Here is a 21,408-nt window from a genome sequence, read left to right on the forward strand (position 1 = left end):
AGGCACCATTAAAGCACCATATCCGATTGGACATATTCAAACAGCAGCGCGGCTGTATGGCCGAGCGACAGCTTGTGTGTGCGCTCGAATGCGTGTGAGGAATCGATGCCAGGGCCGATGAGTCCGTGGACGATGTCATGCCCTGAGCGGATTGCTGCGGATGCATCAGATCCATAGTAAGGATAAATGTCGAGTTTGTATGGGATGCCGTGTTCTTCCGCCAAACTAACAAGCTTCTTGCGGAGGCCATAGTGGTACGGGCCGCTGGCATCCTTTACACAAATGGAGACGGTGTATTCATCCGTCGATTGTCCATCACCCATCGCGCCCATGTCGACGGCGAGATACTCGACTGTTTCCGGCGTGATGTTCGAATTACCGCCATAACCGATCTCTTCATTATTTGAAAAGAGGAAATGGGTTGTATACGGCAGCTCAATGTCGTCGGTTTTAATCTTTTTTATGAGCTCCATTAAAATCGCGACGCTCGCCTTGTCATCAAGGTGGCGGGACTTGATATAGCCTGACGGTGTTACTTCGACCCTAGGATCGAACGATACAAAATCCCCGACTTCAATCCCAAGAGCCCTTACTTCCCCGGCGCTATGTACTTTTTCATCAATACGGATTTCCATATTATCCTGGTTCCGCTCGGCCTTGCCTGCATCTTTGTATACATGGACCGATGTTTGGTGCATGAGGATGGTTCCCGTATACGTTTTCCCTGAACTTGTTTCGATTGTGCAATATTCGCCTTCGATGGAGTTGTATTTAAATCCTCCAATTAGGTCGATTTTCAGCCTTCCGCTTGGTTTGATTTCTTTTACCATCGCGCCTAGTGTATCAAGATGGGCGGTTAGCATCCTGTGGCTGCTGGTATCCTTTCCTGGGATCGTTGCAATCAGTCCGCCTTTTCTGTTCCTGGTTGTTTCCACTCCAACCTCTTTTAGGAATTCCTCCACATAGGAAATTGCCTTTTCGGTATTTCCGGTAGGGCTTGGGATGGAAACAAGGTTAGTCAGGATTCCGACGATTTCTTCAATTCGCTCCTGTTCCATAAAGTAACGCCTCCATTAATTTATAGTAGTAAGCCGGCTATCGGAAGTGCATTTTAAAATACGAAAGACCTTCCGAATCCATGTACACCTTTTTCAATTATACATCTAGCAGCGTGGCAAAAGGAGACAAATTTTCTCGTTTTTTTTAGCCTTTCTAAGCATATTTTTCTAAGTAGGTGCATAAGTTGGTAGGGTGCGCAGGAAATTTTTTCAATATTTGATTAAATTCCTCTAGAATGGGGTATTACTGTTAGCGAAGATGCCACTGTATTCTGGTGCATTTCCTATTAATATTTGAAACGGGGGGAGACCGGTGACAAGGTATGAAATGCGGCATATGAAGCCTAGGAAAATCAATGTGTACAAAATGGTTCTTTCGTTTGCTGTCTTGCTTGTCTGCATAGGGGTGATGCTTGGGTTCAGCAGGTATGCGCAAAGCACAATCAAAATCGAGGCTCCTATTGTCGACAACGGCAAGAAGGTCATTGTAACCCTGCCGAACGGACATAAAGTGTATACATTCGAGAATTTGATCGTTGAGGAGAATGGGAAGCTGTTATACAGGGGGGAACGGAACACAATTGACCTGACCGGCGGCAATGTGGAGTACAAGGATTGGTAAGAGGTTTTGCTTAGTTGGACTTGGTTTGGCCGCTTTCTCTTTTTTTGTAATTGTTATTATATTCATATTTTAAAAAGGCTGCCCGGTTTAGTGCCGGTGCAGCCTTTCTAATTACCGGAATACCACTATTTAAACCATCCTTTTTTCCAAAAAATCAGGAACATGGCCGCCGCGATAATCCCCATTACGGCTAGTGATGCAAAATAGCCGTACTTCCAGGCCGTTTCCGGCATGTAGTCAAAGTTCATCCCATAAATTCCCGCGATGAACGTGAGCGGCATGAAAATCGTCGTGATGACGGTCAGCACTTTCATGACGCGGTTTGTTTCGCGGGTATTCATGGACAGGACGCTGTCGCGGATGTCCTTCGTCAGTTCGCGGTTGGAATCGATCATATCCGTCAGTTTCAGAAGATGGTCATGGATGTCGGAATAGTACGCATGCCTCGTTTGGAGCTCAGTAAGTTTTTGTGAATTGAGCATCCGGTAAACCAGGTCCCTTGTCGGGGTAACGGTATGCCTGAGCATCAGCAGCCGCTGCCTGATTTCAAAAACCTCTTTCAGCACATCTTCCGTATAGTCACCCGTATAGTTTTCTTCCATTGCATCTAGTTGGTCCTCAATGACATAGAGCGGAGGGAAATAATTGTCGACAATCTGGTCGAGAATATGATACAGGATGAGAGAGGGGTTCCATTCATCCTTGTTTTCGGAAGATGTGGCCCTGTTCCAAATTTCTGTTATTTCCAAAGAAGGCTGCTTATGGTAGGTCACGATGAAGTTTTTTGCAAGGAAAATATCCACCTCTTCTCGCTCAAGCGTTTCCTGATTGATTGAATGGGTAACGAAAAACGTATAGCCATCATAATAATCGAGCTTTGGGCGCTGCAGCTTGTGCAAGCAGTCATCGATTGCAAGAGGGTGGAATTTCAACGGATTAAATAGCAGTTCAGACTCTTCATCGCTTGGGCTGTTAAAGTCAATCCAGTACCATAATGAAGATTCCCCTGCAGCCAATTCTTCCACTGGGATGCTTGTGGAAATTTCGCCGGTATGGCCTATTGAAAGTGTTCGAATCATACGTATCTCCCCGGTGCCTTTTTCTTCATAATATCCGAACTAGGCATGTGGGCAAACATCCAAGAAACGAAAGTCTGCCTTTTTTAGTAAAATTTCCCCGTCCCCTGTTGACATTGTCCGGGCGGATATATATAATTTTCAAAAAATAAACCTGAAACAATGATGGGGACCAGTACAATGGAGATTAGTCCTACCCAGAGAGGAAGCCGGTTGGTGCAAGGCTTCCAGGACGTCCATTCGAACCTGCCCCGGAGTTCTGTATCGGACAATTGCGAAGATACGGCGGAGCGTTCCGTTAAACGTTAAGTGCGTGGGCTTATGCCCGCGAATAAGGGTGGTACCGCCAGGCCATGGTCCCTTTTTTAGGGGATTCATGGCCTTTTTGTATTTTTTCAAGGCCCGTATTATGTGTTTTTTTAAAAAAAAGCTCTATTATAGGCAGTTTTGATTATCACAACGTTGATTGAAGCGGTGGCTCGCGTGATCAACAACCAATATAAAAGAAGAGGGATGACAAATGGAAAAGGAATTTGTAAAAAGTATTACCGCCATGGACAAAGACTTTGCCCAATGGTATACCGACGTCGTAACAAAAGCGGATCTGGTCGATTACTCGTCCGTCAGGGGCTCGATGATCATCCGTCCATATGGGTACGCGCTCTGGGAACATATCCGTGACGCGCTTGATGGCATGATTAAGGAAACGGGGCATGAAAATGTGTATATGCCTTTGTTTATCCCGGAAAGCCTTCTTGAGAAGGAAAAGGACCACATTGCCGGTTTTGCTCCTGAGGTCGCCTGGGTGACCCACGGGGGGTCGGAGGAGTTGGCGGAAAGGCTGTGCGTTCGGCCAACTTCGGAAGTGCTGTTCTGCGAGCATTACAAAAACATCATTCATTCTTACAGGGATTTGCCAAAGCTTTATAACCAGTGGGCGAATGTTGTCCGTTGGGAAAAGACGACCCGGCCGTTCCTGAGGACGCTTGAATTTCTCTGGCAGGAAGGGCATACCGCACATGAGACCGATGAGGACGCCCATGAAGAAACAAAGCGGATGCTCGATGTGTATGCGACCCTTTTGGAAGATTATCTTGCGGTCCCTGTAGTGAAAGGGCAGAAAACGGAAAAAGAAAAATTCGCGGGCGCCAAGTTCACCTATACGGTCGAGAGCCTCATGCATGACGGCAAGGCTCTGCAAGCAGGAACATCCCATCATCTTGGCGACGGTTTTGCGAAAGCATTCGGAATCAATTATCTGGACAGGGAAGGAAAACTCCAGCATGTACATCAGACTTCTTGGGGAATGACCACAAGGGTAATCGGCGCTTTGATTATGGTCCATGGCGATGACCGCGGCCTCGTCATTCCTCCAAAAGTGGCACCGACCCAGGTGATGATTGTGCCAATAGCCCAGCATAAGGAAGGGGTTCTTGATTTCGCATACGGGCTGAAGGAAAGGCTATCAGGCGCGTTCCGAACCGGTATTGACGCCAGCGACAAAAACCCTGGCTGGAAGTTCAACGAATACGAAATGAAGGGAGTCCCTGTAAGGCTTGAGGCAGGTCCACGCGATATTGAAAAAAACCAGGTTGTGCTCGTAAGAAGAGATACTGGGGAAAAATTAATCGTAGCTATTGATGAAGTTGAAGCGAAGCTCGGCGCACTGCTTGACGAAATCCAGCAAAATCTTTTTAGCCGGGCAAAAGAGCTCCTTGAGAAAAAGACTTCTGTCGCTGAAAACATGGAACAGTTCAAGGAAAGGCTTGAAACCAATCCTGGCATGATCAAGGCAATGTGGTGCGGCAAGCGTGAGTGCGAGGACAAAATAAAAGAAGAGACAGGCGCTACCTCCCGCTGCATCCCGTTCGAGCAGGAAAAAATCAGTGATACATGTGTATGCTGCGGCGGCGAAGCTGAATCAATGGTTGTTTGGGCAAAGGCTTACTAATCTTACTTTAGAAGATAAAAAACGACTGCTTTTTGAAAGGGCAGTCGTTTTTGTGATTTTTTAAAGGGAAATCAGCCATTCTTATAGAAATAAATATGAAAATGGTAAGGGGAGCTGAGGGAATGTCAATTACAAATGTTGAGTCTCAAATTGAACAATTGCAAAACGAGATTATTGAAAAAAAGAAACAGTTGAATGAATTGAAAAAATCGGTGCCGGAGAAACTTGTTAAAAACTATACGTTTCAAGTTTCGGATGGGCGCATAACTACTTTATTAGAACTTTTTGGCGACAAAAATGAATTGATTGTCATACATAACATGGGGAAAGGCTGCTCGTATTGTACGATGTGGGCGGACGGTTTGAATGGGGTTTACCACCATTTAATCGCGAAAGCTGGATTTGTTGTTTCATCTCCGGACGCACCTGAAATACAGGAAGATTTCGCGGCAAGCCGAAAATGGCAGTTCCAAATGGTATCAATTAATGGAAGTACATTTGCAGAGGATTTGGGTTTCCAAAAAGGGAAATACTTTTATCCTGGTGTATCAACATTCCGTAAGGACGCAGAAAACAATATTTATTTAATTGCTCAATCACCTTTTGGGCCTGGGGATGATTTTTGTGTGACATGGCCATTGTTCGAGCTGCTCCCATCCGGTACCGAAGGCGTCGTTGCAAAACAAAACCTCAATAACCGCTCAGCTTTCCAATTAACCAATAATATTGCAATCGGCGTACAAGACTACGATCAAGCGGTTACATTCTATGAAACCATTATTGGAATGGAAAAGAAGCAAACTACTACCGGGGAGACATTATTTTCGATTAGTGGTACGAATATCTTCGTAGAAGAAAGCGAGCAGAACAATACCTATTTCGAATTCGCCGTGGATGATTTTGAACCTTCCAAAAAGATTTTAATGGAGAATGGATGTGTCATTACGAAGGAATACTCCGATAAAAGTGTAATGCTTGCCGATCCTTACGGCTTAAAGTTCCATCTCTTTGAAACCAAGAAATAATTAAATCTTTTAATTGAGAACTTCGAAAGGTGAGTAGGCTATTTTTTTAAAAAAAGGATAGATTAAGCGGGCAGTCACCGTCTTAGTCTATCCTCTTTCCTTATTTCGGCTCAGAATCATCGTGGGTGCTGCTTGGATTTTCGGCAATGATCCGTTCGATTTCCTTTGTGTCACCATTGGCATTAATGATTCTGACAAGATCGGTCAAGTTTTCGGCAACTTGCTTATCATCAAGCTTTTGATCGTCATTTTGATTTTGATTTCGTTTCAAGGGTCTTCCTCCTAACATGTGGTTATTGGGATAGTGAGGAGTGAGCCTACTTTCCTGTATCGTTTGATTTCCGGTCGTTTGTTTTGTACCTTTTTCATTCATAACCGGTTTATCTTCTTTCTTTTCATCAGAAGAGCATCCCGCCGTTCCAATCGAGAGGGCAAGCGCCGCAATGCCTGCTGCTGCAAATTTCCTCATATGGAATTCCTCCAATCAGGCAGATTTAGTATTTATATACCCATAATAGGGGTATTTAATTATTCGTGGAGAAGAATATTGGCTAGGAGTGGAGAAATGAAACTATTATGGGATTTTGATGGAACGATATTTAACACCTATCCGTCGTATACAAAACTGTTGATGGAAATACTGGGAGACGGCTATACAGAAGAGGAAGCATTTGCCCAGTTGAAAATATCATTCGGCCATGCGTTTCGTTTTTTTAAAATTACCGAGGAACAGAGCCGAAAAATGCTAGAAAAGGTTAGGGGATTGAAGCCGGAGGAATTCCTCCCGTTCCCGGGCGTCGAGGATATCCTGAGAAGAGCGGATATAAATGTGATCATGACTCATAAGGAAAAAGAGGATGTTGAAAAAGTCCTTGCCCATTACAATTTTGACCGCTATTTTACGGAAGTTGTCGGGATGGAAAATGGGTTCCCTCGAAAGCCGGACCCTGCGGCATATGCTTATTTGCATAAAAAATACGGAATCGACCTTGTCATTGGGGACCGGGCTATCGATTTGGAACCGGCAAGAAGGCTCGGAATCCTTACTGTATCCTTTCAAAACCATGAGTCTGAAGCGGACTTCTACTTGGATGACTACCGTGAATTCGACAAAGTGGTTTTACCGAATATGGAAGCACGATAAGGAAGGGATAAGCAGAGAAGAGGCACCCAGTCTAGAATGGACGCCTCTTTTTTCATGGAATTAAACTGTTTCTTTTTTTCTCATTGCCATTGGGATGTAGACACAATATGGCTCGCTTTCCATGTAATCTCCTGTCACGGCATATGTTCTGGAACGTGAGCCCCCACAAATCTTGTTGTATTCGCACACGCCGCACTTGCCTTTGTATTTATCCGGGCTGCGGAGGTTTTTCAATACTTCTGAATTTCGGTAAATCTCTGCCAACGGTTTTTCGCGAACATTCCCAACTGGGATTGGAAGGAGGCCGCTTGGCAGCACATCGCCAATATGGTCGACGAAGATAAAGCCATTTCCGTCATTCACGCCTTTTGGAGCGCGTTTGAGCCCGTCAATGATGCCTTCCTGGTCCATCGTCATCGTATCTTCATAGCGGATTTCACCGTTGGCAATCTTATGGTCGCGGGCTTTTTCCTGAAGGACGACACGGCGGTAATGCTGGGCCGCGGTTGTTTTAATATCATAAGGAGCGGTCTTACTCAACTGATAAAGCCAGCGGAACACCTTTTCATGCTCTGCAGGGGTAATGCACTTGTCTTCCTGTCCCCGGCCTGTCGGCACAAGCAGGAAAATATACCACATAACAGCTTTCAGTTCGCCTACAAGCTTCGCCATTTCCTCTAGAGAATCATAGTTGTAACGGGATATGACGGTATTGATTTGCAGCGGCATTTCAAGCTCGTTCAGGTACTTGATCTTCTCGAGTGTTAAATCGAATGAACCAGGCGTCCCGCGGAAATGGTCATGGATTTCAGGTGTCGGGCCGTCAAGGCTGAATCCCCAACGCGATAGGCCGACTTCCTTCGCCCTTTGCATCTTTTCCTTTGTCACATTGTCCGTCGCACTTGGCACCATCGACACCCTCATGCCTTTTTTAACAGCATAATCGGCCAGTTCGAATAAATCCTCGCGCATCATGCAGTCTCCGCCTGTAAAAACAAGCATCGGGTTGTTCATGTCATAAATCTGGTCGAGCAGATTTATGCCTTCCTCATGTGTCAGCTCCCGCGGATCCTTTTGAAGCTGTGCATCAGCGCGGCAGTGTACGCACTTAAGCTGGCACGCCCGTGTCACTTCCCATATAACGATAAATGGGTTTTCATTGTAATCGATAACCGGCCCAAGCCCCATATTATGCGGATGCCCGCCGGGGTGTCCCCCAGGATGCCCTCCCGGATGTCCTCCAGGGTGTCCGCCGCGATGCGGATGTCCCATTCCATGTGGATGTCCCATTCCTTGCATTTTCATCACCATGCTTCACGTTAGTATTTGTTCCATGATTCGTCCTATTGGAAAGCAACATAATCATGATGTTCTATAAGTTAATTATAAGAGTGGTCATGGTTGAAAAAACGGCGTATTGTTACGATTTTTCTACATTCCTGTGCCAAATTGGAAAACTAAAGGGGAGGGGATAGTAACTAGTGCGGTTCTCAGTAAAACAAAGGGGTTGGTAAAACTCATCAGGGGTTTGAGCGACACCTTTTCGGGTTTTGGACGAATGTTTGTCGCACATTTCAATTTGAGCGACACCTTTTCGGGTTTTGGACGAATGTTTGTCGCTCATTCCAATTTGAGCGACACCTTTTTGGATTTTGGACGAATGTTTGTCGTTCATTTCAATTTGAGCGACACCTTTTAAGGTTTTGGGCGAATCTTTGTCGCACATTTCAATTTGAGCGACACCTTTTAAGGTTTTGGGCAAATCTTTGTCGTTCATTTTAATTTGAGCGACACCTTTTAAGGTTTTGGGCAAATCTTTGTCGTTCATTTTAATTTGAGCGACACCTTTTCGGGTTTCGCCCAAATCTTTGTCACGCAACAGAAATCTGATCGGCTCGGTTGCCGTTTAACCCTCACCAAACGAATCATATAAATAATTCCCTAAAAACCAAAAACACCGGCTTCGAAATAAGCCGGTGCTGAATGTAATCCTTATTATTCCGCCCACTTCACGAGCATGTGGGCAAGCATATGGCGTTCCTCGTCATTTCCGACTTGCCACAGTTCCATCAGGAGCGCTTCTTCACGGTTCTGCGGTGCGGCGTTTTTGGCAAGGTAATTCGCAACCTTCTGGGCAGCGACCGCCAGTTCTTCCTCATTCATCCCGATTCGCTTGCCTAGTTCAATCCGCTTGCTCAGGTATGATCGAAATTCATTGAAATCCTGGAGTTTGTCATACATTTTGCCTTCGTCAATCCGGTCGATGACATCATCTACTTTCGATGGCTCAAAATCTCCATCCTTATGGACCGCATGATCCTTTTCCATTGTTCATCATCCTCCGTTTCATCAAGTCATTTCTCTGTTACTTTTACCCCTAGCATGAGGCATCAAACATAGGAAATGAACCGTGATTTCAGGAAAATTGTTCAATTGGCAACTCCCCGCTTTGCATTAGGCAAGGAACATGGTATGGTCAATTTAACCAAATTTTTTAGGAGAAAACGCCAAATGGAACTTGATCAATTGAAAAAATTCTTCAGCGAAAAACTCGAGGCCAATATTGACAGGATTACAGAACAACTTTTATCGGAAATGCTATCTTTCTACAACTACCGCTTCCAGGATGAAGAGCAAAAAGAGCAGACGACCGAAAAATTCAGGGAGCTTGTCCAAATTGTCCTGAATAGCCTGAAGAATAAGGATGTAAAGGACCATGCCTTTAAGTGGGGGGAACTGATTGGTGCCAAGTCCGTGGAAAATGGGGGGAATCTTGGCAGGACCATCAAAGGAGTGACGGTTTATAAAAATGTCATTTGGTCCTTTTTGCTTGAAGAGGGAAGGAATATTCAAATAAACAATGTGGAGTTGCTGGATATCATCATGGAAACCGACCATATTTTCAATAACATGGTCCACGGCTTCAGCACCTCGTTTACGAACAATGCCGAAAAACTCCTCCAGGAATCAAGGGAGCTTTATTTGAAAATCTCCGTCCCGATCGTACCGATTTCGCAAAAGCTCGCAGTCTTGCCGCTTATTGGGGAAATAAATGAAATGCGTTCGGAAACATTGATTGTCGATTCCCTTGATACGTGTGTAAAAAAGCGGATTGAAACTCTCGTCATCGACCTTTCCGGAGTCTATGAAGTGGACCTTATCGGTATTGAGGTTCTGTTCAAGCTTATCCGTTCCCTAAACCTCCTTGGCGTCAAGCCCGTCATCACCGGGATGAAAGGGGAGCTTAGCCAGACATTCATCAATCTGGGAATCAATCTGCAGGGAATATCCATCTACAGCAACCTTGAACAGGCATTGAAGGAATTGAAGTTTTTTTAAAAAATGTGTCCGTTAGCACGTTTTTGCAAGGTGAAAATTTAAACCTTTTATAAGAAAAATCCGCTACAGTTCGTTCAGCAGAGGGCAACTTTTTTCCTTTTAAAAAGAATAACCAAGGCATCCGCATCTTCCAATGCGTGGCCTTGGTTTTTTTTATGTCCCTTTATGATCCTAACCGATTTTACCACAAGCGAACTTATCGTCCCGAATTCTTGAACGTCGTTTCCTCGGGCAGGATGGCGGGCGCGCCCGGGATGCTCCGCGGCTTGAACTCAATGTTCGGTGCAGAATACAAGGTAACTGATAATGTGCTCCCATACGCATTGGCCCGGATTAACACTGGCTGGCTGTACGGATTTTTAAAAACAAAATCAGGCCCGTACCAGCTGACTGTCGCATCGCGGCCAGAGGGTACATAGGTTACAGCCTTTGTATGCGAATACCGCTGGAGAATCGACATGCCGGCATTATCCGCCGCGTTGAACAAAGTGGAGGAAACCTGGCAAATTCCTCCGCCAATCCCTTCGGATAATTCTCCGCGGACGATAACAGGGGCTTTCATATACCCACGCTCCGCTGTTCTTTTTCCAATCGCTTTATTAAAGGAAAAAGTTTCACCTGGGAAAACGACTTTGCCGTTCAGCGTTTCAGTGGCAAGCTTGATATTATGAGCGCGTTCTTTATTGCCCCCATTAAAAAAAGTCCTATAGCGGCCGATCAGTCTTGTCCGAATGTGGTCGAGCAGCTCGCTGTCAACATCGGGATAGATCGTTTTGGTCGGTATTTCGGTCCGCAAAGGTTTCCCGGAATAAATAAAGGAATACAAAATCTCCTCCATCTTTTCGCGATCAAGCTTAATGCCGGCCTTTTCGGGAACGATTGTTCCGGATCCATCGATTTTGGCGTTTTCGGGTGGAGCCTCCACTTCTTTTTCTAGGCTGTCCAATAAATTTGAGACTTTGTATGTGTCTGGAAAGGCACTGCCCGGAACTGGGAGAAGGGTAATATCCTCACGGTGAATGACAGTGACGAGTTGTCCGTCAGACTCGATGAATAACGGGTGATGGCTTACTGGCAATAAAGTTAAGATAGCTGACAGTATGACTGCTTTTATCATCTTCGGGTTTCCCTCCTCATCTCTAGTATGGATGAACGGAGGGGAAATAATGATAAAAACCCGCCAATAATGGGCGGGTTTTATGAATATCAATAAGCGGGTGTCCTGGACTTCTTCCTTCTTACCTTCGCGATTGGCTTGATTTTCACCAGCTTTTTAAAAGTGGCAAGGGTATCTTTGGCAGCATCTGTAGTAAAGGAAACAGCCTCTTTTTTGTAATCGATGTCCGCGACAATTTCCTGTTGGCTTTTCGTAAGCTGGTCCGATTCAACTTTTAGCGTATCGGCTTTTTGTTGGACCCTTGCGATCGTTTCATTCAGTCTGTTGATGGCAGGTTTTGCTTCCTTGAATGTTTTGAAGGCGACAAACCCTAGGTATGCCAGTGACAGGATGATGGCAGCTATACTTAAATAAATAATCCACATACGATAGTTCCTCCCACACTCGTTTTTTTATTTTTACCCGAAAAATACGATTTTTAACTAAATCTTCAGCAAGCCTGAATAGATAGAGCCCTTAAAGTATGAAGGTGCCTTACAGCCCATCATGTTTGAATGATTTATTTGAAAATTTAAGTTATTTTTTGGAGGGGGAAAGAAAAAACGGGTATAATGGGGAAGCGGCCCACCCGATTAAGGGCGGCAATTTTTAGAGGGGGGAAAATCAATGGATAGACAGAAAGCAATTGAAGATTTTAAAGCACTTGACGAAAAAATTACCCATTTCCAAAGTATATCAGGCCTTGCCGATTGGGATCAGAAAGTAATGGCACCGAAAAAAGGGCGCGCCCAGTTCGCCAAATCGATTGGCACATTGCGGACGGAAGCGTTCAAGCTGTCCGTTTCAGATGAGATGGGCAGGCTGCTTGAGGAATTGACATCGGAATCAGCTGAACTTGATGAAGTAACAGCTGCGCAGGTTCGCGAGCGGAAGGAACAGTATGATCGTTCAAAGCGGATTCCCGCAGAGGACTTTAAAGAATTCGCCATTTTGACAGCCCAAGCGAATGACGCGTGGGAGCATGCGAGGGAGCACGATGACTTCGGCCATTTCGCTCCGTACCTTGAAAAAATTGTTGCATTCAGGCGGAAATTCGCCGAGTTGTTCGGCTACGAAAAACATCCTTATGATGCGGTACTCGATGAATTTGAACCAGGCCTGACGGTGGCCAAGCTAGACCCGCTTTTTGCAAGGCTGCGGGACACAAGCGTCGCGCTTTTGGAACGGATCAAGAAATCGCCGCACCAGACTCCTTCGGAAATTTTCAGCCAGAAATACAATGTTGAGAAGCAAAAGGAATTCAACCGCTTCATTTTGCCGATCATCGGCTTTGACATGGAAGCAGGCAGGCTAGATGAAACTGTCCACCCATTTGCGCAAAGCATTACGATCGGTGATGTCCGCCTGACGACAAGGTATCTCGAAGACAATGTCCGCTCCGCGCTTTTCGGAACAATCCATGAAGCGGGCCATGGGATTTACGAGCAAAACATCGACTTGAAATATGACGGGACCGTTTTAGCGGGAGGGACTTCCTTCGGTATTCACGAGTCCCAGTCACGGTTCCTTGAGAACATGGTCGGACGCAGCAAGGCGTTCTGGAGCTATTTTTACCCAAGGCTGATCGAATATTTCCCAGAGCAGCTTGGAGCTGTCAGCGAGGAAGATTTCTATCGGGCGGTTAACACTGTTGAGTCTTCATTTATCAGGGTTGAAGCGGATGAACTGACGTATAACCTCCATATCATGGTCCGTTATGAAATTGAAAAAGCCCTCATGGCAGGCGAAATCGAGGTTCATGAACTTCCTTCCGTCTGGAACAGGAAGATGGAAGAATACCTTGGAATCACCCCTCCAACGGACCGGGAAGGCGTCCTCCAGGATGTCCACTGGTCATTTGGCGGAATCGGCTACTTCCCTTCGTATTCACTTGGAAACCTGTATGCCGCGCAAATCCTGAATACAATCAGGAAGGAAGTGCCTGATTATGAAGCGGCAATTGCCAAGGGAGATTTTGCTCCGGTCATCGGCTGGCTGAAGGAGAAAATCCACCAGCACGGTTCGCTTTACAGGCCAAATGAGCTGATTGTCCGAGTAACAGGAGAAGAATTGAACGCTGATTACCTCACCGAGTACCTGGAAGCGAAATATTCAGAGGTTTATAAATTTTCCTAGAACAACGTGCTAAGCGCCTGGGCCAACCCCCGTTCACCTATGCATTTGAAAGAGGGCCTGTCACCTGGCAAGCTCTCTTTTTTGGTGGCTTTTTTTTTAAAAAAACCAGCCGTTTTACTCACTTAAGAAAATATTGCCAAGTTTCGGATTGAATTCAGATGCGCATTTAGTGTAAAATTACACTAAACTTACCAAAGGGGTTGAGTCGGCTTGCGTAGGATTTTTTTTCTTGTGGCTATCTTTTATGTGCTGTTTCCTATCATTCTATCGATTATTGTAGGCTATCTATCGATTGCGGCGGGTGAAATGGGAGTGATAATCGGTGCGGCTGGGTATTTGGCGGGTGGAATTGGCGCAGGTTTGTATTTTTCGAAAAATGATCGAAACGATTTAAGTGGATTCAAAAAGTTCCTGCCTGTGTTTTTGCCTTTATTCCTTACCGTTTTCACCGCGGCCATACTTATGGTTGCCACAAAAGGGCATTTCGGAAATGATTTGTGGGCGGGTTTCATCTTCTTGTTTTTCCCATTCCTTCCGAATAGCTTTCTAAATGTTTTGGCCGGCGAAGTCATGCTTGTCTTTCTCGCGCCTTTCACCTATTTCCTTGGTTTCCTGGCTGCATACTTAGTGGTAGATAAACAGAATCGGCCAAACTGGAAATCTTTCACCACCGGCCTCCTAACCGTTGCGATTTGTCTTGCCGTTTCGGGATATGTCCTTTGGCAAAAGAGCCAGACGGTTTTGCCATCTTACGGTTTCAAGTATGAAAATGGCTATTCGAGCGTCGACTTAAGCCCTTATTATGTAACTAACAAATCAAACATTTTGCCGAAACTCAATGAACCGGCCACTTATAAAATTGAAAAAAAGGAAGAAATGCCGGTTCTTGATGGTGCAGAAGCAGCCTACCCGGTGTATGCGGCATTCGCGAACGCGGTTTATAATAACATCGCCGCCATCAATGATGGAAACGAGAAATACGGGGAAATTGTCAGTTTTACGAATACGATTTACGCGTTTGAACGCCTTTTATCTGGTGAGGTTGATATTTTTTTTGGCGCGCAGCCTTCGGAGGAACAGAAGCGGATTGCGGAGGCCCAAGGGAAGGAATTGGTGCTTACGCCAATCGGAAAGGAAGCGTTTGTCTTTTTTGCAAATAGTAAGAACCCGGTCGATTCGCTTACCATCGACCAAATCAAAGGAATTTATTCAGGTCGGATAACGAATTGGAGCGAAGTGGGCGGGGGAAATAACAAGATCAGGGCGTTTCAGCGGCCTGAAGGCTCAGGTTCGCAAACAATCATGCAGGTCATCATGAAAGGAACGCCGCTGATGGACCCGTTGAAGGAAGAAATCAGGGGGATGGGCGATATTATCGATGAGGTCGCTGACTATAGGAATTACAAAAATGCCCTTGGGTATTCGTTCCGCTTTTTCACAACTGGCATGAGCCCAAACAATGAGATAAAACTGCTTGCGATTAACGGTGTTAAACCGACCCCGGAAACGATTCAAACAGGCAGCTACCCCTATGTAGTTAATCTTTACGCCATTACATTAAAGGATAATCCTAAAAAAACAATTAATCCGTTCCTCGGCTGGATGCAAGGTCCCCAGGGCCAAAACCTTGTTGAAGAGGTCGGTTATATCCCGCTGAAAAATTAGGAAGGAATCAGTTAATTCCTTTTATTGTTATTTCCCGAAGAATTTATAGAAAAATATGGACGAAATTGCTATTTATGCTACTATAAAATGAGGCTTTAGTCACAGAATCGTCACCATATATACGTTAAGGGGGAATGAGAAATGGATGTTGGCGGTATTGGATTTGGCATATTGCTGCCGATTTTGCTGATTCAGCTAGTGTTGCTTGTTGTTGCGATTGTTGACCTAATTCGGACTGAAGAGACGAACGGGCCGAAGTGGGTATGGGCGTTGGTTATTTTGGCATTCAGTTTTATCGGGCCAATTGTGTATTTCATTTTTGGAAGGAGAAATACTTAATGCCCCTCGTCGAAATTAGCGGCCTTAAAAAGAGCTTTAAGGGAAACGAAGTCATCAAGGGGCTCGACTTTGTCTTGAAAAAAGGGAAATGTACAGCTTTGCTAGGACCGAATGGCGCCGGGAAAACCACAACACTGAGAATGCTGTCCGGCCTGATGGAGCCGACGAAAGGGACGATCGTTTTCCCGGATGCGAAAAGAGGAGAAGATCTACGGAAGTTTATCGGGTATCTGCCTCAGTTTCCTGTGTATTATAACTGGATGACGGCCCAGGAATTTTTATCTTATGCGGGAAGACTCGGCGGGCTTTCGAAAAAGGAAGCAAAAGAGAGGACTGATGAGCTACTGGAAATGGTCGGGATTGCTGAGGCAAAAAAACGTCAAGTTGGCAAATATTCAGGCGGCATGAAGCAGCGGCTCGGTATCGCCCAGGCGCTGATTCACCGTCCAAAACTAATTATGCTCGACGAACCGGTTTCCGCGCTCGATCCCTTTGGCAGAAGGGAAGTCCTTGAGCTTCTTGAAAAATTGAAAAACGAAACGACAGTCCTGTTTTCCACACATATTTTAAATGATGCCGAGGAAGTTTGTGATGAAATTCTCTTCTTACATAATGGGGAAATCGTAGAATCGGGTACGATGGTTGAATTACGGGAACGCCATAAGCAATCGAGGGTTGAGCTGCAATTCAATGGCCAGGCAGAAGATTATAAAGGAGCTTTTGCTTCAGCCCAGTATGTACATGACATAGAGGTCGCAAACGGCCAAATGAAGATTTTCGTTACCGACCTTGATAAAGCTACGAATAGCATCCTGAAGATCGCAGCAAATGGCGAGTTTCCGGTTACAAAGATTGAATCCAGCAGGATGACACTTGAAGATATCTTTATGAAGGTGGTGGGAAAATGAGCCAGTTCCTAACCCTTCTGCAAAAAGAAATACTCGAAATGTGGCGGAACTATAAATTGGTCTGGGTTCCAATTGTATTTATAATCCTCGGTGTGCAGGAGCCGTTGTCAATCTATTATATGCCTCAAATTCTTGACTCGCTTGGCGGGCTACCTGAAGGGTCAATCATCGAAATCCCGACGCCGGCCCCAGCGGAAGTGCTCGTTGGCGGCATCGGGCAGTACAATATGTTTGGATTCATTATTACTATCCTTTTATGCATGAGCCTCGTAGCGGGCGAGGTGAAAAGCGGGACAGCCGCGATGATCCTTGTTAAGCCCGTGAAACATGGCTACTTTATCGCAGCAAAATGGGTTGGCGCCCTTTTACTCCTTTGGGTCTCGTTCTTTATCGGATATCTTGTAACATGGTATTATACCGGGCTACTCTTTGATTGGGTCCCGTTTGACTCGTTTCTTGGTTCATTTTTTATTGAAGGATTATGGCTGACATTCATTGTGACAATTTCACTTGTATTCAGTTCAATCTTTAGCGTTCCAGGTGCGGCGGGATTTGCATCCGCTGCAACTTCGATCATTCTGATGCTCGTCAGCAGTTCACTTTCGCATCTTCTTGAGTGGAGCCCTGGCATGCTGCCTTCATACGCTTCAATCTATCTTGTCGAGGACAGTCTAAAAGGGGATGGGGTTATGGCGGTCGTACTAACGGCCGTGATCCTGGTCATTTTGCTCTTCCTCGCGATGAGGGTTTTTAGGAAAAAGGAACTTGCTGCTTAGGCTTAGTAAAAAAACAAACCGGCTGGCCAGTCCAGTCCGGTTTGTTTTATTTAAAGAAGGGATTTTTAGGAAGCTCCACTTTGGAAAATCGACATCAAGAAAGATGTTATTTTAGATAATTGTTTCTGAGAGCTTGTTATTTTAGTAAAAATAATTTCAGAAAACATGTTAGTTTAGAAAAATAAATTTAAGGAAGCTTTTCACTTTATTTAGTTGTCCTTCATAAAACTGAATTCAGGAAGTCGATGACTTCAGAGAATGCGTCCTTCACCGCTGGGTCGTCCATTTTTTCATCGAATAAATGAGCGCCTCCGGGAATGGTAATCAATTTATTTTGGACTCCAGCTTCAGCCAGCTTCTGGGACATTTTTTCCGATTCTTCGTATGGAACATCGTCATCTTTCGTGCCGTGCAGAAGCATGGTTGGAGGGTAATCCGCGGTGATATTCCAAAATGGAGACCATTTTTGAAGCTGCTTCTTCTCGAAGAGGGTGTCAATTCCTGATACATCCCCAATCCATTCTCCGGTTTGCCTTCCATATAAATAAATTCCATACCGTTCGGTGATTGGCCCTACAGAAATGGGGTCCTTCTTTACAAGCATGGCCCGCAGCTCCTTTGGAACTCTGGCCATCGCCAGAAAGTATGGGCTTGGATCAAGAGCCCAGCTGCCCGTAATATCTCCATACCCATAAAAGGAAACGATCGCTTTCGGCTTTGTTTCAATCGTCCCGCTTAAAAGGGCAAGGTAGCCGCCAGCCGAACCGCCGGAAACGACAATTTTCTCAGGGTCAATTCCAAATTGGGCCGCACCCTCTGTTCTCAGCCAAACGAGGGCATCCTCTACATCCTGTTTGATTTCAGGAATTTTTATTTCGGGGGCAAGCCTGTAATCGATTGAGAACACGGCAAAACCCGCGTCATTATAAAGCTTGATTTGCTCTTCTTTCATATCATCGCGGGAGCCCCAAATGAGGCCACCACCGTGTATATACATAATCACTGGCGCCGAGCCGGCCGGTACCGGATAAAAATCCCCTTTCAGTTCCAGGTTGCCGGTTGTTTTGTACACAATAGTTGTTTTCATATCATTCAACTTCTTTCTCTAAATCGTTCTTGGTAAGAAATAATACTAGTATAGCAATTGTCATGGAAAATGACAAAAAATCAAGGTGATTTAAGGAAGGGAAATGGAGTTTTCAGATTTAATTTTATTCTAAAAAAACGAATTAATTGCGGAGGATACAGACGTTTCGTATGATGAATGAGAGAATTTAAAATTATTTTAAGCAGGTAAAACTTAAATTCTGGAGGACAGTATAATGGATATTTTGTTCAAGCAAGTAAGGCTAAAGGATGGGGAAGAGCTGAAAGACGTTGCCATCAAACGCGGAAAAATTGAAGCGATTGAAAAAGAACTGAATGTGGATGCTGCAAGGGTTATCGAAGGGAACGGAAAAGTATTAATCCCTGGCCTTGTTGAAAGCCATATCCACTTGGATAAAGCGTTGATTGCTGACAGGCTTCCGAACAAATCAGGCACCTTGCAGGAAGCGCTGTCGGTAACTGCCCAGCTGAAGCCTACTTTTTCAAAAGAAGATATTGCCGACCGGGCGGAACGTACCCTTCAAATGCTGATCAAGCATGGTACTACCCACATCCGCACGCATTCAGAGTTCGATCCCTCCCAAGGCTTTACAGGTTTCGAAACGGTACTAGAACTGAAGGAAAAGTACAAGGGCATCGTAGACATCCAGGTTGTTGCGTTCCCCCAGGAAGGGATCTTGAAAGCTCCTGGAACAGAAGAAATGATGTACGAAGCTATGGATATGGGAGCGGATGTTGTCGGCGGCATCCCTTACAACGATACTCCATGGGATAAACATATCGACCTCGTATTTGAAATTGCTAAGAAATACGACAAGCCAATCGACTTCCATCAGGATTTCAAAGATGGTGCCGATGGAATGACCATCGAATACGTTTGCGAAAAAACAATAAATGAAGGCTACCAAGGACGCGTTTCCGTCGGCCATCTGACTGCACTCGGCGCGCTTCGAAAGGACCGCTTGCAGTCAATCATTGAAAAAATTGCTCAAGCGCAAATCAGTGTCATGAGCTTGCCCGCAACCGACCTTCACCTGGGCGGAAGGCATGACGAGTACAATGTGCGCCGCGCATTGACTCCAATTAGGGCACTACGCGACGGCGGCGTCAATATGTGTATCGCGACAAACAACATCCGCAACGCCTTCACTCCATACGGAACGGGCGACGTGATGCTGACTGCTATGCTCGCAATTCCTGCTGCCCACCTTGGCGGGGCGGATGACCTGCCAACTGTATTGCCGATGATTACAACAAACCCTGCAAAAGCGATGCAAGTTTCCGGATACGGCATTGAAGTCGGGAATAACGCTGACGTTGTCCTTCTCGACACTCAATCTGTAACCAACGCAGTCATCGACATGCCAGCCAAGCTTTTCGTAGTGAAGAGCGGCAAGATTACAGTTGAAACGAAGAAATCTGTTGAGCTTTTCTTTTAAAATAGGATTTCGTATGCGAAGAGGCGGCGAAATGCCGTCTTTTTTGTGTTGTCGGCGTAGTTGGATGGGCTTGCGGCTTGGATGCAGGGGGTTAAAAGGGATGATTCGTGGAATTTTGATCGGTGGGGCGGACTTCTACGGGTAGATGGGGAAGTTTTTCGTAGATATCCGGGTTTTGAAGGAATTTATCCGGGTTTTGGAGGGGGTTTTCCGGGTTTTGCAGTGATTTATCCGGGTTTTCGATACACTTATCCGGATTTCCCAATTTTTAGACACTATTGGGCAGGCAGCGAATAACCATTCAACTGTGGAACAGATTTGTGAAACAAGAAAATTCGGGGCGTCACAGGCACTGTTCGTATTTATTGTTCGCCTTTCGTAATAATAAGTTTTATAATTATATGATAATTTGCAAATTGGAGATGTTAGGAATGGTAAATTCGAACCGGCTGTGGGATAGGCTGCAGCAGCTTAGTAAAATAGGAGCTACACAGAACGGGGGCGTTACCCGGCTTTCTTTTACAAAAGAAGAGCGGGAGGCGAAGGATTTAATCGCTGGATTTATGAGAGAGGCAGGCCTTTCGGTTAGGGAGGACGAAGCCGGAAACCTGATTGGCCGGAAGGAAGGCACAGTTGAGGGTACACCTGTCGTTATGACTGGTTCGCACATCGATTCTGTATTTGACGGCGGGAATTTCGACGGGCCGCTTGGGGTGATGTCGGCAATCGAGGCACTGCAGACGATGGAGGAGGATGGGGTAACAACAGAGCATCCGATTGAGGTTGTCGCTTTTACGGATGAAGAGGGGGCACGCTTCAGCTTCGGGATGCTCGGAAGTCGCGCGATTGCCGGACTGATTTCGATTGAAGAGCTTGAAAACAGGGACAAGGATGGCATTTCCATTGCGGAAGCCATGGAATCAGCGGGATTCAACCCTAAAGAAATCAGGAAGGCCGCCCGGAAAAAAGAAGAAGTGAAAGCATATATTGAACTACATATTGAGCAGGGAAAGGTTCTTGAAAAAGAGAATTTAGCGGTCGGAGTTGTTTCTGGGATTGCCGGGCCGCTTTGGATGAAGTTTACGGTGGAAGGCGAGGCAGGCCATGCCGGTAATACGCCAATGGGAATCCGCCGCGACGCAATGACAGCAGCTGCGCGGATGATGTTGATGATTGAGCAGGAGGCTATTAAAACAGGATCGTCTGTCGGAACGGTCGGCCAGCTCAATCTTTTCCCAGGCGGAATTAACATCATTCCAGGCCGGGTTGAGTTTTCGCTCGATTTAAGGGATATTAATGAAGAAACCCGGGATGAGGTTGAAAGGGCAATTTTAAAAGAAGCGGGAAGGATAGCAGAGGAACAGGGGGTCAAACTATCTTTCGAAGACCTGCAGCGGGTTCCTCCCGCGCCTTGCGATGAAGAAATCGAACAGGCAGTTCGTGAGTCAATTGCGGAAGCGGGTTTGAAAACAATGACTCTGCCTAGCGGCGCCGGCCATGATGGGATGCAATTCACAGGTTTATGGCCGATCGGGATGATTTTCGTCCGTTCGAAAAACGGCATCAGCCATGACCCTGCGGAATGGACTTCCCAGGAAGATTGCGCCGCCGGAGCGGACGTGCTATACAGGACTCTTTTAAAACTGGCAAACTAACTGAAGGAGATG

At 45.6% G+C, this 21,408-nt stretch carries 21 protein-coding genes and 1 other annotated feature; of the genes, 12 read left to right on the forward strand and 9 right to left on the reverse strand.

Annotation, left to right across the window (positions count from 1 at the left end; genetic code table 11):
• Nucleotides 1-8: 8 nt before the first annotated feature.
• Nucleotides 9-1,058 carry a M42 family metallopeptidase gene (locus V1499_RS10470; protein WP_409276016.1) on the reverse strand — a complete coding sequence of 350 codons (1,050 nt, stop codon included), beginning with the start codon at nucleotides 1,056-1,058 and terminating at the stop codon, nucleotides 9-11.
• Between the two features lie 313 nt (nucleotides 1,059-1,371).
• On the opposite strand from V1499_RS10470, the gene V1499_RS10475 reads away from it, so the two are divergent.
• Nucleotides 1,372-1,680: a hypothetical protein gene (locus tag V1499_RS10475; protein ID WP_409276017.1), complete on the forward strand. Its 309-nt coding sequence runs from the start codon at nucleotides 1,372-1,374 to the stop codon at nucleotides 1,678-1,680.
• A 125-nt stretch (nucleotides 1,681-1,805) separates the two neighbouring features.
• Here V1499_RS10475 and corA read toward each other — a convergent pair whose 3' ends face one another.
• Nucleotides 1,806-2,759 carry a magnesium/cobalt transporter CorA gene (gene corA, locus V1499_RS10480; protein WP_409276018.1) on the reverse strand — a complete coding sequence of 318 codons (954 nt, stop codon included), beginning with the start codon at nucleotides 2,757-2,759 and terminating at the stop codon, nucleotides 1,806-1,808.
• Nucleotides 2,760-2,909: 150 nt separating this feature from the next.
• Nucleotides 2,910-3,121: a binding site (T-box leader), on the forward strand.
• Nucleotides 3,122-3,276: 155 nt separating this feature from the next.
• On the opposite strand from corA, the gene proS reads away from it, so the two are divergent.
• The gene (gene proS, locus V1499_RS10485; protein WP_409276019.1) at nucleotides 3,277-4,707 is read left to right on the forward strand and encodes a proline--tRNA ligase; all 1,431 of its coding nucleotides are present in this window, start codon (nucleotides 3,277-3,279) and stop codon (nucleotides 4,705-4,707) included.
• A 122-nt stretch (nucleotides 4,708-4,829) separates the two neighbouring features.
• Nucleotides 4,830-5,732, forward strand: a complete 903-nt coding sequence (locus V1499_RS10490; RefSeq protein WP_409276020.1) for a DUF899 family protein — start codon at nucleotides 4,830-4,832, stop codon at nucleotides 5,730-5,732.
• Nucleotides 5,733-5,832: 100 nt separating this feature from the next.
• Here V1499_RS10490 and V1499_RS10495 read toward each other — a convergent pair whose 3' ends face one another.
• Nucleotides 5,833-6,201, reverse strand: a complete 369-nt coding sequence (locus tag V1499_RS10495) for a hypothetical protein (RefSeq protein ID WP_409276021.1) — start codon at nucleotides 6,199-6,201, stop codon at nucleotides 5,833-5,835.
• Between the two features lie 96 nt (nucleotides 6,202-6,297).
• On the opposite strand from V1499_RS10495, the gene V1499_RS10500 reads away from it, so the two are divergent.
• The gene (locus V1499_RS10500) at nucleotides 6,298-6,876 is read left to right on the forward strand and encodes an HAD-IA family hydrolase (RefSeq protein WP_409276022.1); all 579 of its coding nucleotides are present in this window, start codon (nucleotides 6,298-6,300) and stop codon (nucleotides 6,874-6,876) included.
• Between the two features lie 60 nt (nucleotides 6,877-6,936).
• On the opposite strand, the gene V1499_RS10505 is transcribed toward V1499_RS10500, so the two are convergent.
• From V1499_RS10505 to V1499_RS10515, 3 genes are all read right to left on the reverse strand, one after another.
• Complete coding sequence (locus tag V1499_RS10505; protein ID WP_409276275.1) at nucleotides 6,937-8,064, reverse strand: TIGR04053 family radical SAM/SPASM domain-containing protein; 1,128 nt, start codon at nucleotides 8,062-8,064, stop codon at nucleotides 6,937-6,939.
• A 232-nt stretch (nucleotides 8,065-8,296) separates the two neighbouring features.
• The gene (locus V1499_RS10510; RefSeq protein ID WP_409276023.1) at nucleotides 8,297-8,755 is read right to left on the reverse strand and encodes a hypothetical protein; all 459 of its coding nucleotides are present in this window, start codon (nucleotides 8,753-8,755) and stop codon (nucleotides 8,297-8,299) included.
• A 116-nt stretch (nucleotides 8,756-8,871) separates the two neighbouring features.
• On the reverse strand, nucleotides 8,872-9,204 hold the full coding sequence (locus V1499_RS10515; protein ID WP_316568708.1) for a DUF3243 domain-containing protein: 333 nt from the start codon (nucleotides 9,202-9,204) through the stop codon (nucleotides 8,872-8,874).
• A 183-nt stretch (nucleotides 9,205-9,387) separates the two neighbouring features.
• On the opposite strand from V1499_RS10515, the gene V1499_RS10520 reads away from it, so the two are divergent.
• Nucleotides 9,388-10,215: an STAS domain-containing protein gene (locus V1499_RS10520; protein WP_409276024.1), complete on the forward strand. Its 828-nt coding sequence runs from the start codon at nucleotides 9,388-9,390 to the stop codon at nucleotides 10,213-10,215.
• Nucleotides 10,216-10,411: 196 nt separating this feature from the next.
• Here V1499_RS10520 and V1499_RS10525 read toward each other — a convergent pair whose 3' ends face one another.
• The gene (locus V1499_RS10525; RefSeq protein WP_409276025.1) at nucleotides 10,412-11,332 is read right to left on the reverse strand and encodes a VanW family protein; all 921 of its coding nucleotides are present in this window, start codon (nucleotides 11,330-11,332) and stop codon (nucleotides 10,412-10,414) included.
• Nucleotides 11,333-11,421: 89 nt separating this feature from the next.
• Nucleotides 11,422-11,757: a DUF948 domain-containing protein gene (locus V1499_RS10530; protein ID WP_409276026.1), complete on the reverse strand. Its 336-nt coding sequence runs from the start codon at nucleotides 11,755-11,757 to the stop codon at nucleotides 11,422-11,424.
• A 241-nt stretch (nucleotides 11,758-11,998) separates the two neighbouring features.
• On the opposite strand from V1499_RS10530, the gene V1499_RS10535 reads away from it, so the two are divergent.
• The 5 genes from V1499_RS10535 to V1499_RS10555 all read left to right on the forward strand — a co-directional run bounded on the left by V1499_RS10535 (nucleotide 11,999) and on the right by V1499_RS10555 (nucleotide 17,195).
• A complete protein-coding gene (locus V1499_RS10535) occupies nucleotides 11,999-13,507 on the forward strand; it encodes a carboxypeptidase M32 (RefSeq protein WP_409276027.1) in 1,509 nt (502 codons plus the stop codon).
• Between the two features lie 210 nt (nucleotides 13,508-13,717).
• Nucleotides 13,718-15,172: a PstS family phosphate ABC transporter substrate-binding protein gene (locus tag V1499_RS10540; protein ID WP_409276028.1), complete on the forward strand. Its 1,455-nt coding sequence runs from the start codon at nucleotides 13,718-13,720 to the stop codon at nucleotides 15,170-15,172.
• A gap of 141 nt (nucleotides 15,173-15,313) precedes the next feature.
• The gene (locus tag V1499_RS10545; RefSeq protein ID WP_409276029.1) at nucleotides 15,314-15,511 is read left to right on the forward strand and encodes a PLD nuclease N-terminal domain-containing protein; all 198 of its coding nucleotides are present in this window, start codon (nucleotides 15,314-15,316) and stop codon (nucleotides 15,509-15,511) included.
• Nucleotides 15,511-16,419, forward strand: a complete 909-nt coding sequence (locus tag V1499_RS10550) for an ATP-binding cassette domain-containing protein (RefSeq protein ID WP_409276030.1) — start codon at nucleotides 15,511-15,513, stop codon at nucleotides 16,417-16,419. The genes V1499_RS10545 and V1499_RS10550 overlap by 1 nt, the downstream gene beginning before the upstream one ends.
• Nucleotides 16,416-17,195 carry an ABC transporter permease gene (locus V1499_RS10555; protein ID WP_409276031.1) on the forward strand — a complete coding sequence of 260 codons (780 nt, stop codon included), beginning with the start codon at nucleotides 16,416-16,418 and terminating at the stop codon, nucleotides 17,193-17,195. The genes V1499_RS10550 and V1499_RS10555 overlap by 4 nt, the downstream gene beginning before the upstream one ends.
• A gap of 220 nt (nucleotides 17,196-17,415) precedes the next feature.
• Here V1499_RS10555 and V1499_RS10560 read toward each other — a convergent pair whose 3' ends face one another.
• Nucleotides 17,416-18,282 carry an alpha/beta hydrolase gene (locus V1499_RS10560; protein ID WP_409276032.1) on the reverse strand — a complete coding sequence of 289 codons (867 nt, stop codon included), beginning with the start codon at nucleotides 18,280-18,282 and terminating at the stop codon, nucleotides 17,416-17,418.
• A gap of 235 nt (nucleotides 18,283-18,517) precedes the next feature.
• Between V1499_RS10560 and V1499_RS10565 the strand changes: the two genes are divergently transcribed.
• Together V1499_RS10565 and V1499_RS10570 are read left to right on the forward strand one after the other, a co-directional pair.
• Nucleotides 18,518-19,741 (forward strand): amidohydrolase family protein, encoded by a 1,224-nt coding sequence (locus V1499_RS10565; RefSeq protein ID WP_409276033.1) that lies wholly within the window; start codon nucleotides 18,518-18,520, stop codon nucleotides 19,739-19,741.
• 431 nt (nucleotides 19,742-20,172) lie between these two features.
• Nucleotides 20,173-21,396: a Zn-dependent hydrolase gene (locus V1499_RS10570; RefSeq protein WP_409276034.1), complete on the forward strand. Its 1,224-nt coding sequence runs from the start codon at nucleotides 20,173-20,175 to the stop codon at nucleotides 21,394-21,396.
• The last annotated feature ends 12 nt before the right edge of the window (nucleotides 21,397-21,408 follow it).

This window comes from Neobacillus oceani, assembly GCF_046237595.1.
Taxonomy (GTDB): Bacteria; Bacillota; Bacilli; order Bacillales; family Cytobacillaceae; genus Bacillus_D; species Bacillus_D oceani.

Excerpts from the sequence above, each read along its gene's own strand:
- V1499_RS10470 (WP_409276016.1), bottom strand. The coding sequence starts at position 1,058 with ATGGAACAGGAGCGAATTGAAGAAATCGTCGGAATCCTGACTAACCTT.
- corA (WP_409276018.1), bottom strand. The coding sequence starts at position 2,759 with ATGATTCGAACACTTTCAATAGGCCATACCGGCGAAATTTCCACAAGC.
- proS (WP_409276019.1), top strand. The coding sequence starts at position 3,277 with ATGGAAAAGGAATTTGTAAAAAGTATTACCGCCATGGACAAAGACTTT.
- V1499_RS10490 (WP_409276020.1), top strand. The coding sequence starts at position 4,830 with ATGTCAATTACAAATGTTGAGTCTCAAATTGAACAATTGCAAAACGAG.
- V1499_RS10495 (WP_409276021.1), bottom strand. The coding sequence starts at position 6,201 with ATGAGGAAATTTGCAGCAGCAGGCATTGCGGCGCTTGCCCTCTCGATT.
- V1499_RS10500 (WP_409276022.1), top strand. The coding sequence starts at position 6,298 with ATGAAACTATTATGGGATTTTGATGGAACGATATTTAACACCTATCCG.
- V1499_RS10505 (WP_409276275.1), bottom strand. The coding sequence starts at position 8,064 with ATGGGGCTTGGGCCGGTTATCGATTACAATGAAAACCCATTTATCGTT.
- V1499_RS10515 (WP_316568708.1), bottom strand. The coding sequence starts at position 9,204 with ATGGAAAAGGATCATGCGGTCCATAAGGATGGAGATTTTGAGCCATCG.
- V1499_RS10520 (WP_409276024.1), top strand. The coding sequence starts at position 9,388 with ATGGAACTTGATCAATTGAAAAAATTCTTCAGCGAAAAACTCGAGGCC.
- V1499_RS10525 (WP_409276025.1), bottom strand. The coding sequence starts at position 11,332 with ATGATAAAAGCAGTCATACTGTCAGCTATCTTAACTTTATTGCCAGTA.
- V1499_RS10530 (WP_409276026.1), bottom strand. The coding sequence starts at position 11,757 with ATGTGGATTATTTATTTAAGTATAGCTGCCATCATCCTGTCACTGGCA.
- V1499_RS10535 (WP_409276027.1), top strand. The coding sequence starts at position 11,999 with ATGGATAGACAGAAAGCAATTGAAGATTTTAAAGCACTTGACGAAAAA.
- V1499_RS10545 (WP_409276029.1), top strand. The coding sequence starts at position 15,314 with ATGGATGTTGGCGGTATTGGATTTGGCATATTGCTGCCGATTTTGCTG.
- V1499_RS10550 (WP_409276030.1), top strand. The coding sequence starts at position 15,511 with ATGCCCCTCGTCGAAATTAGCGGCCTTAAAAAGAGCTTTAAGGGAAAC.
- V1499_RS10555 (WP_409276031.1), top strand. The coding sequence starts at position 16,416 with ATGAGCCAGTTCCTAACCCTTCTGCAAAAAGAAATACTCGAAATGTGG.
- V1499_RS10560 (WP_409276032.1), bottom strand. The coding sequence starts at position 18,282 with ATGAAAACAACTATTGTGTACAAAACAACCGGCAACCTGGAACTGAAA.
- V1499_RS10565 (WP_409276033.1), top strand. The coding sequence starts at position 18,518 with ATGGATATTTTGTTCAAGCAAGTAAGGCTAAAGGATGGGGAAGAGCTG.
- V1499_RS10570 (WP_409276034.1), top strand. The coding sequence starts at position 20,173 with ATGGTAAATTCGAACCGGCTGTGGGATAGGCTGCAGCAGCTTAGTAAA.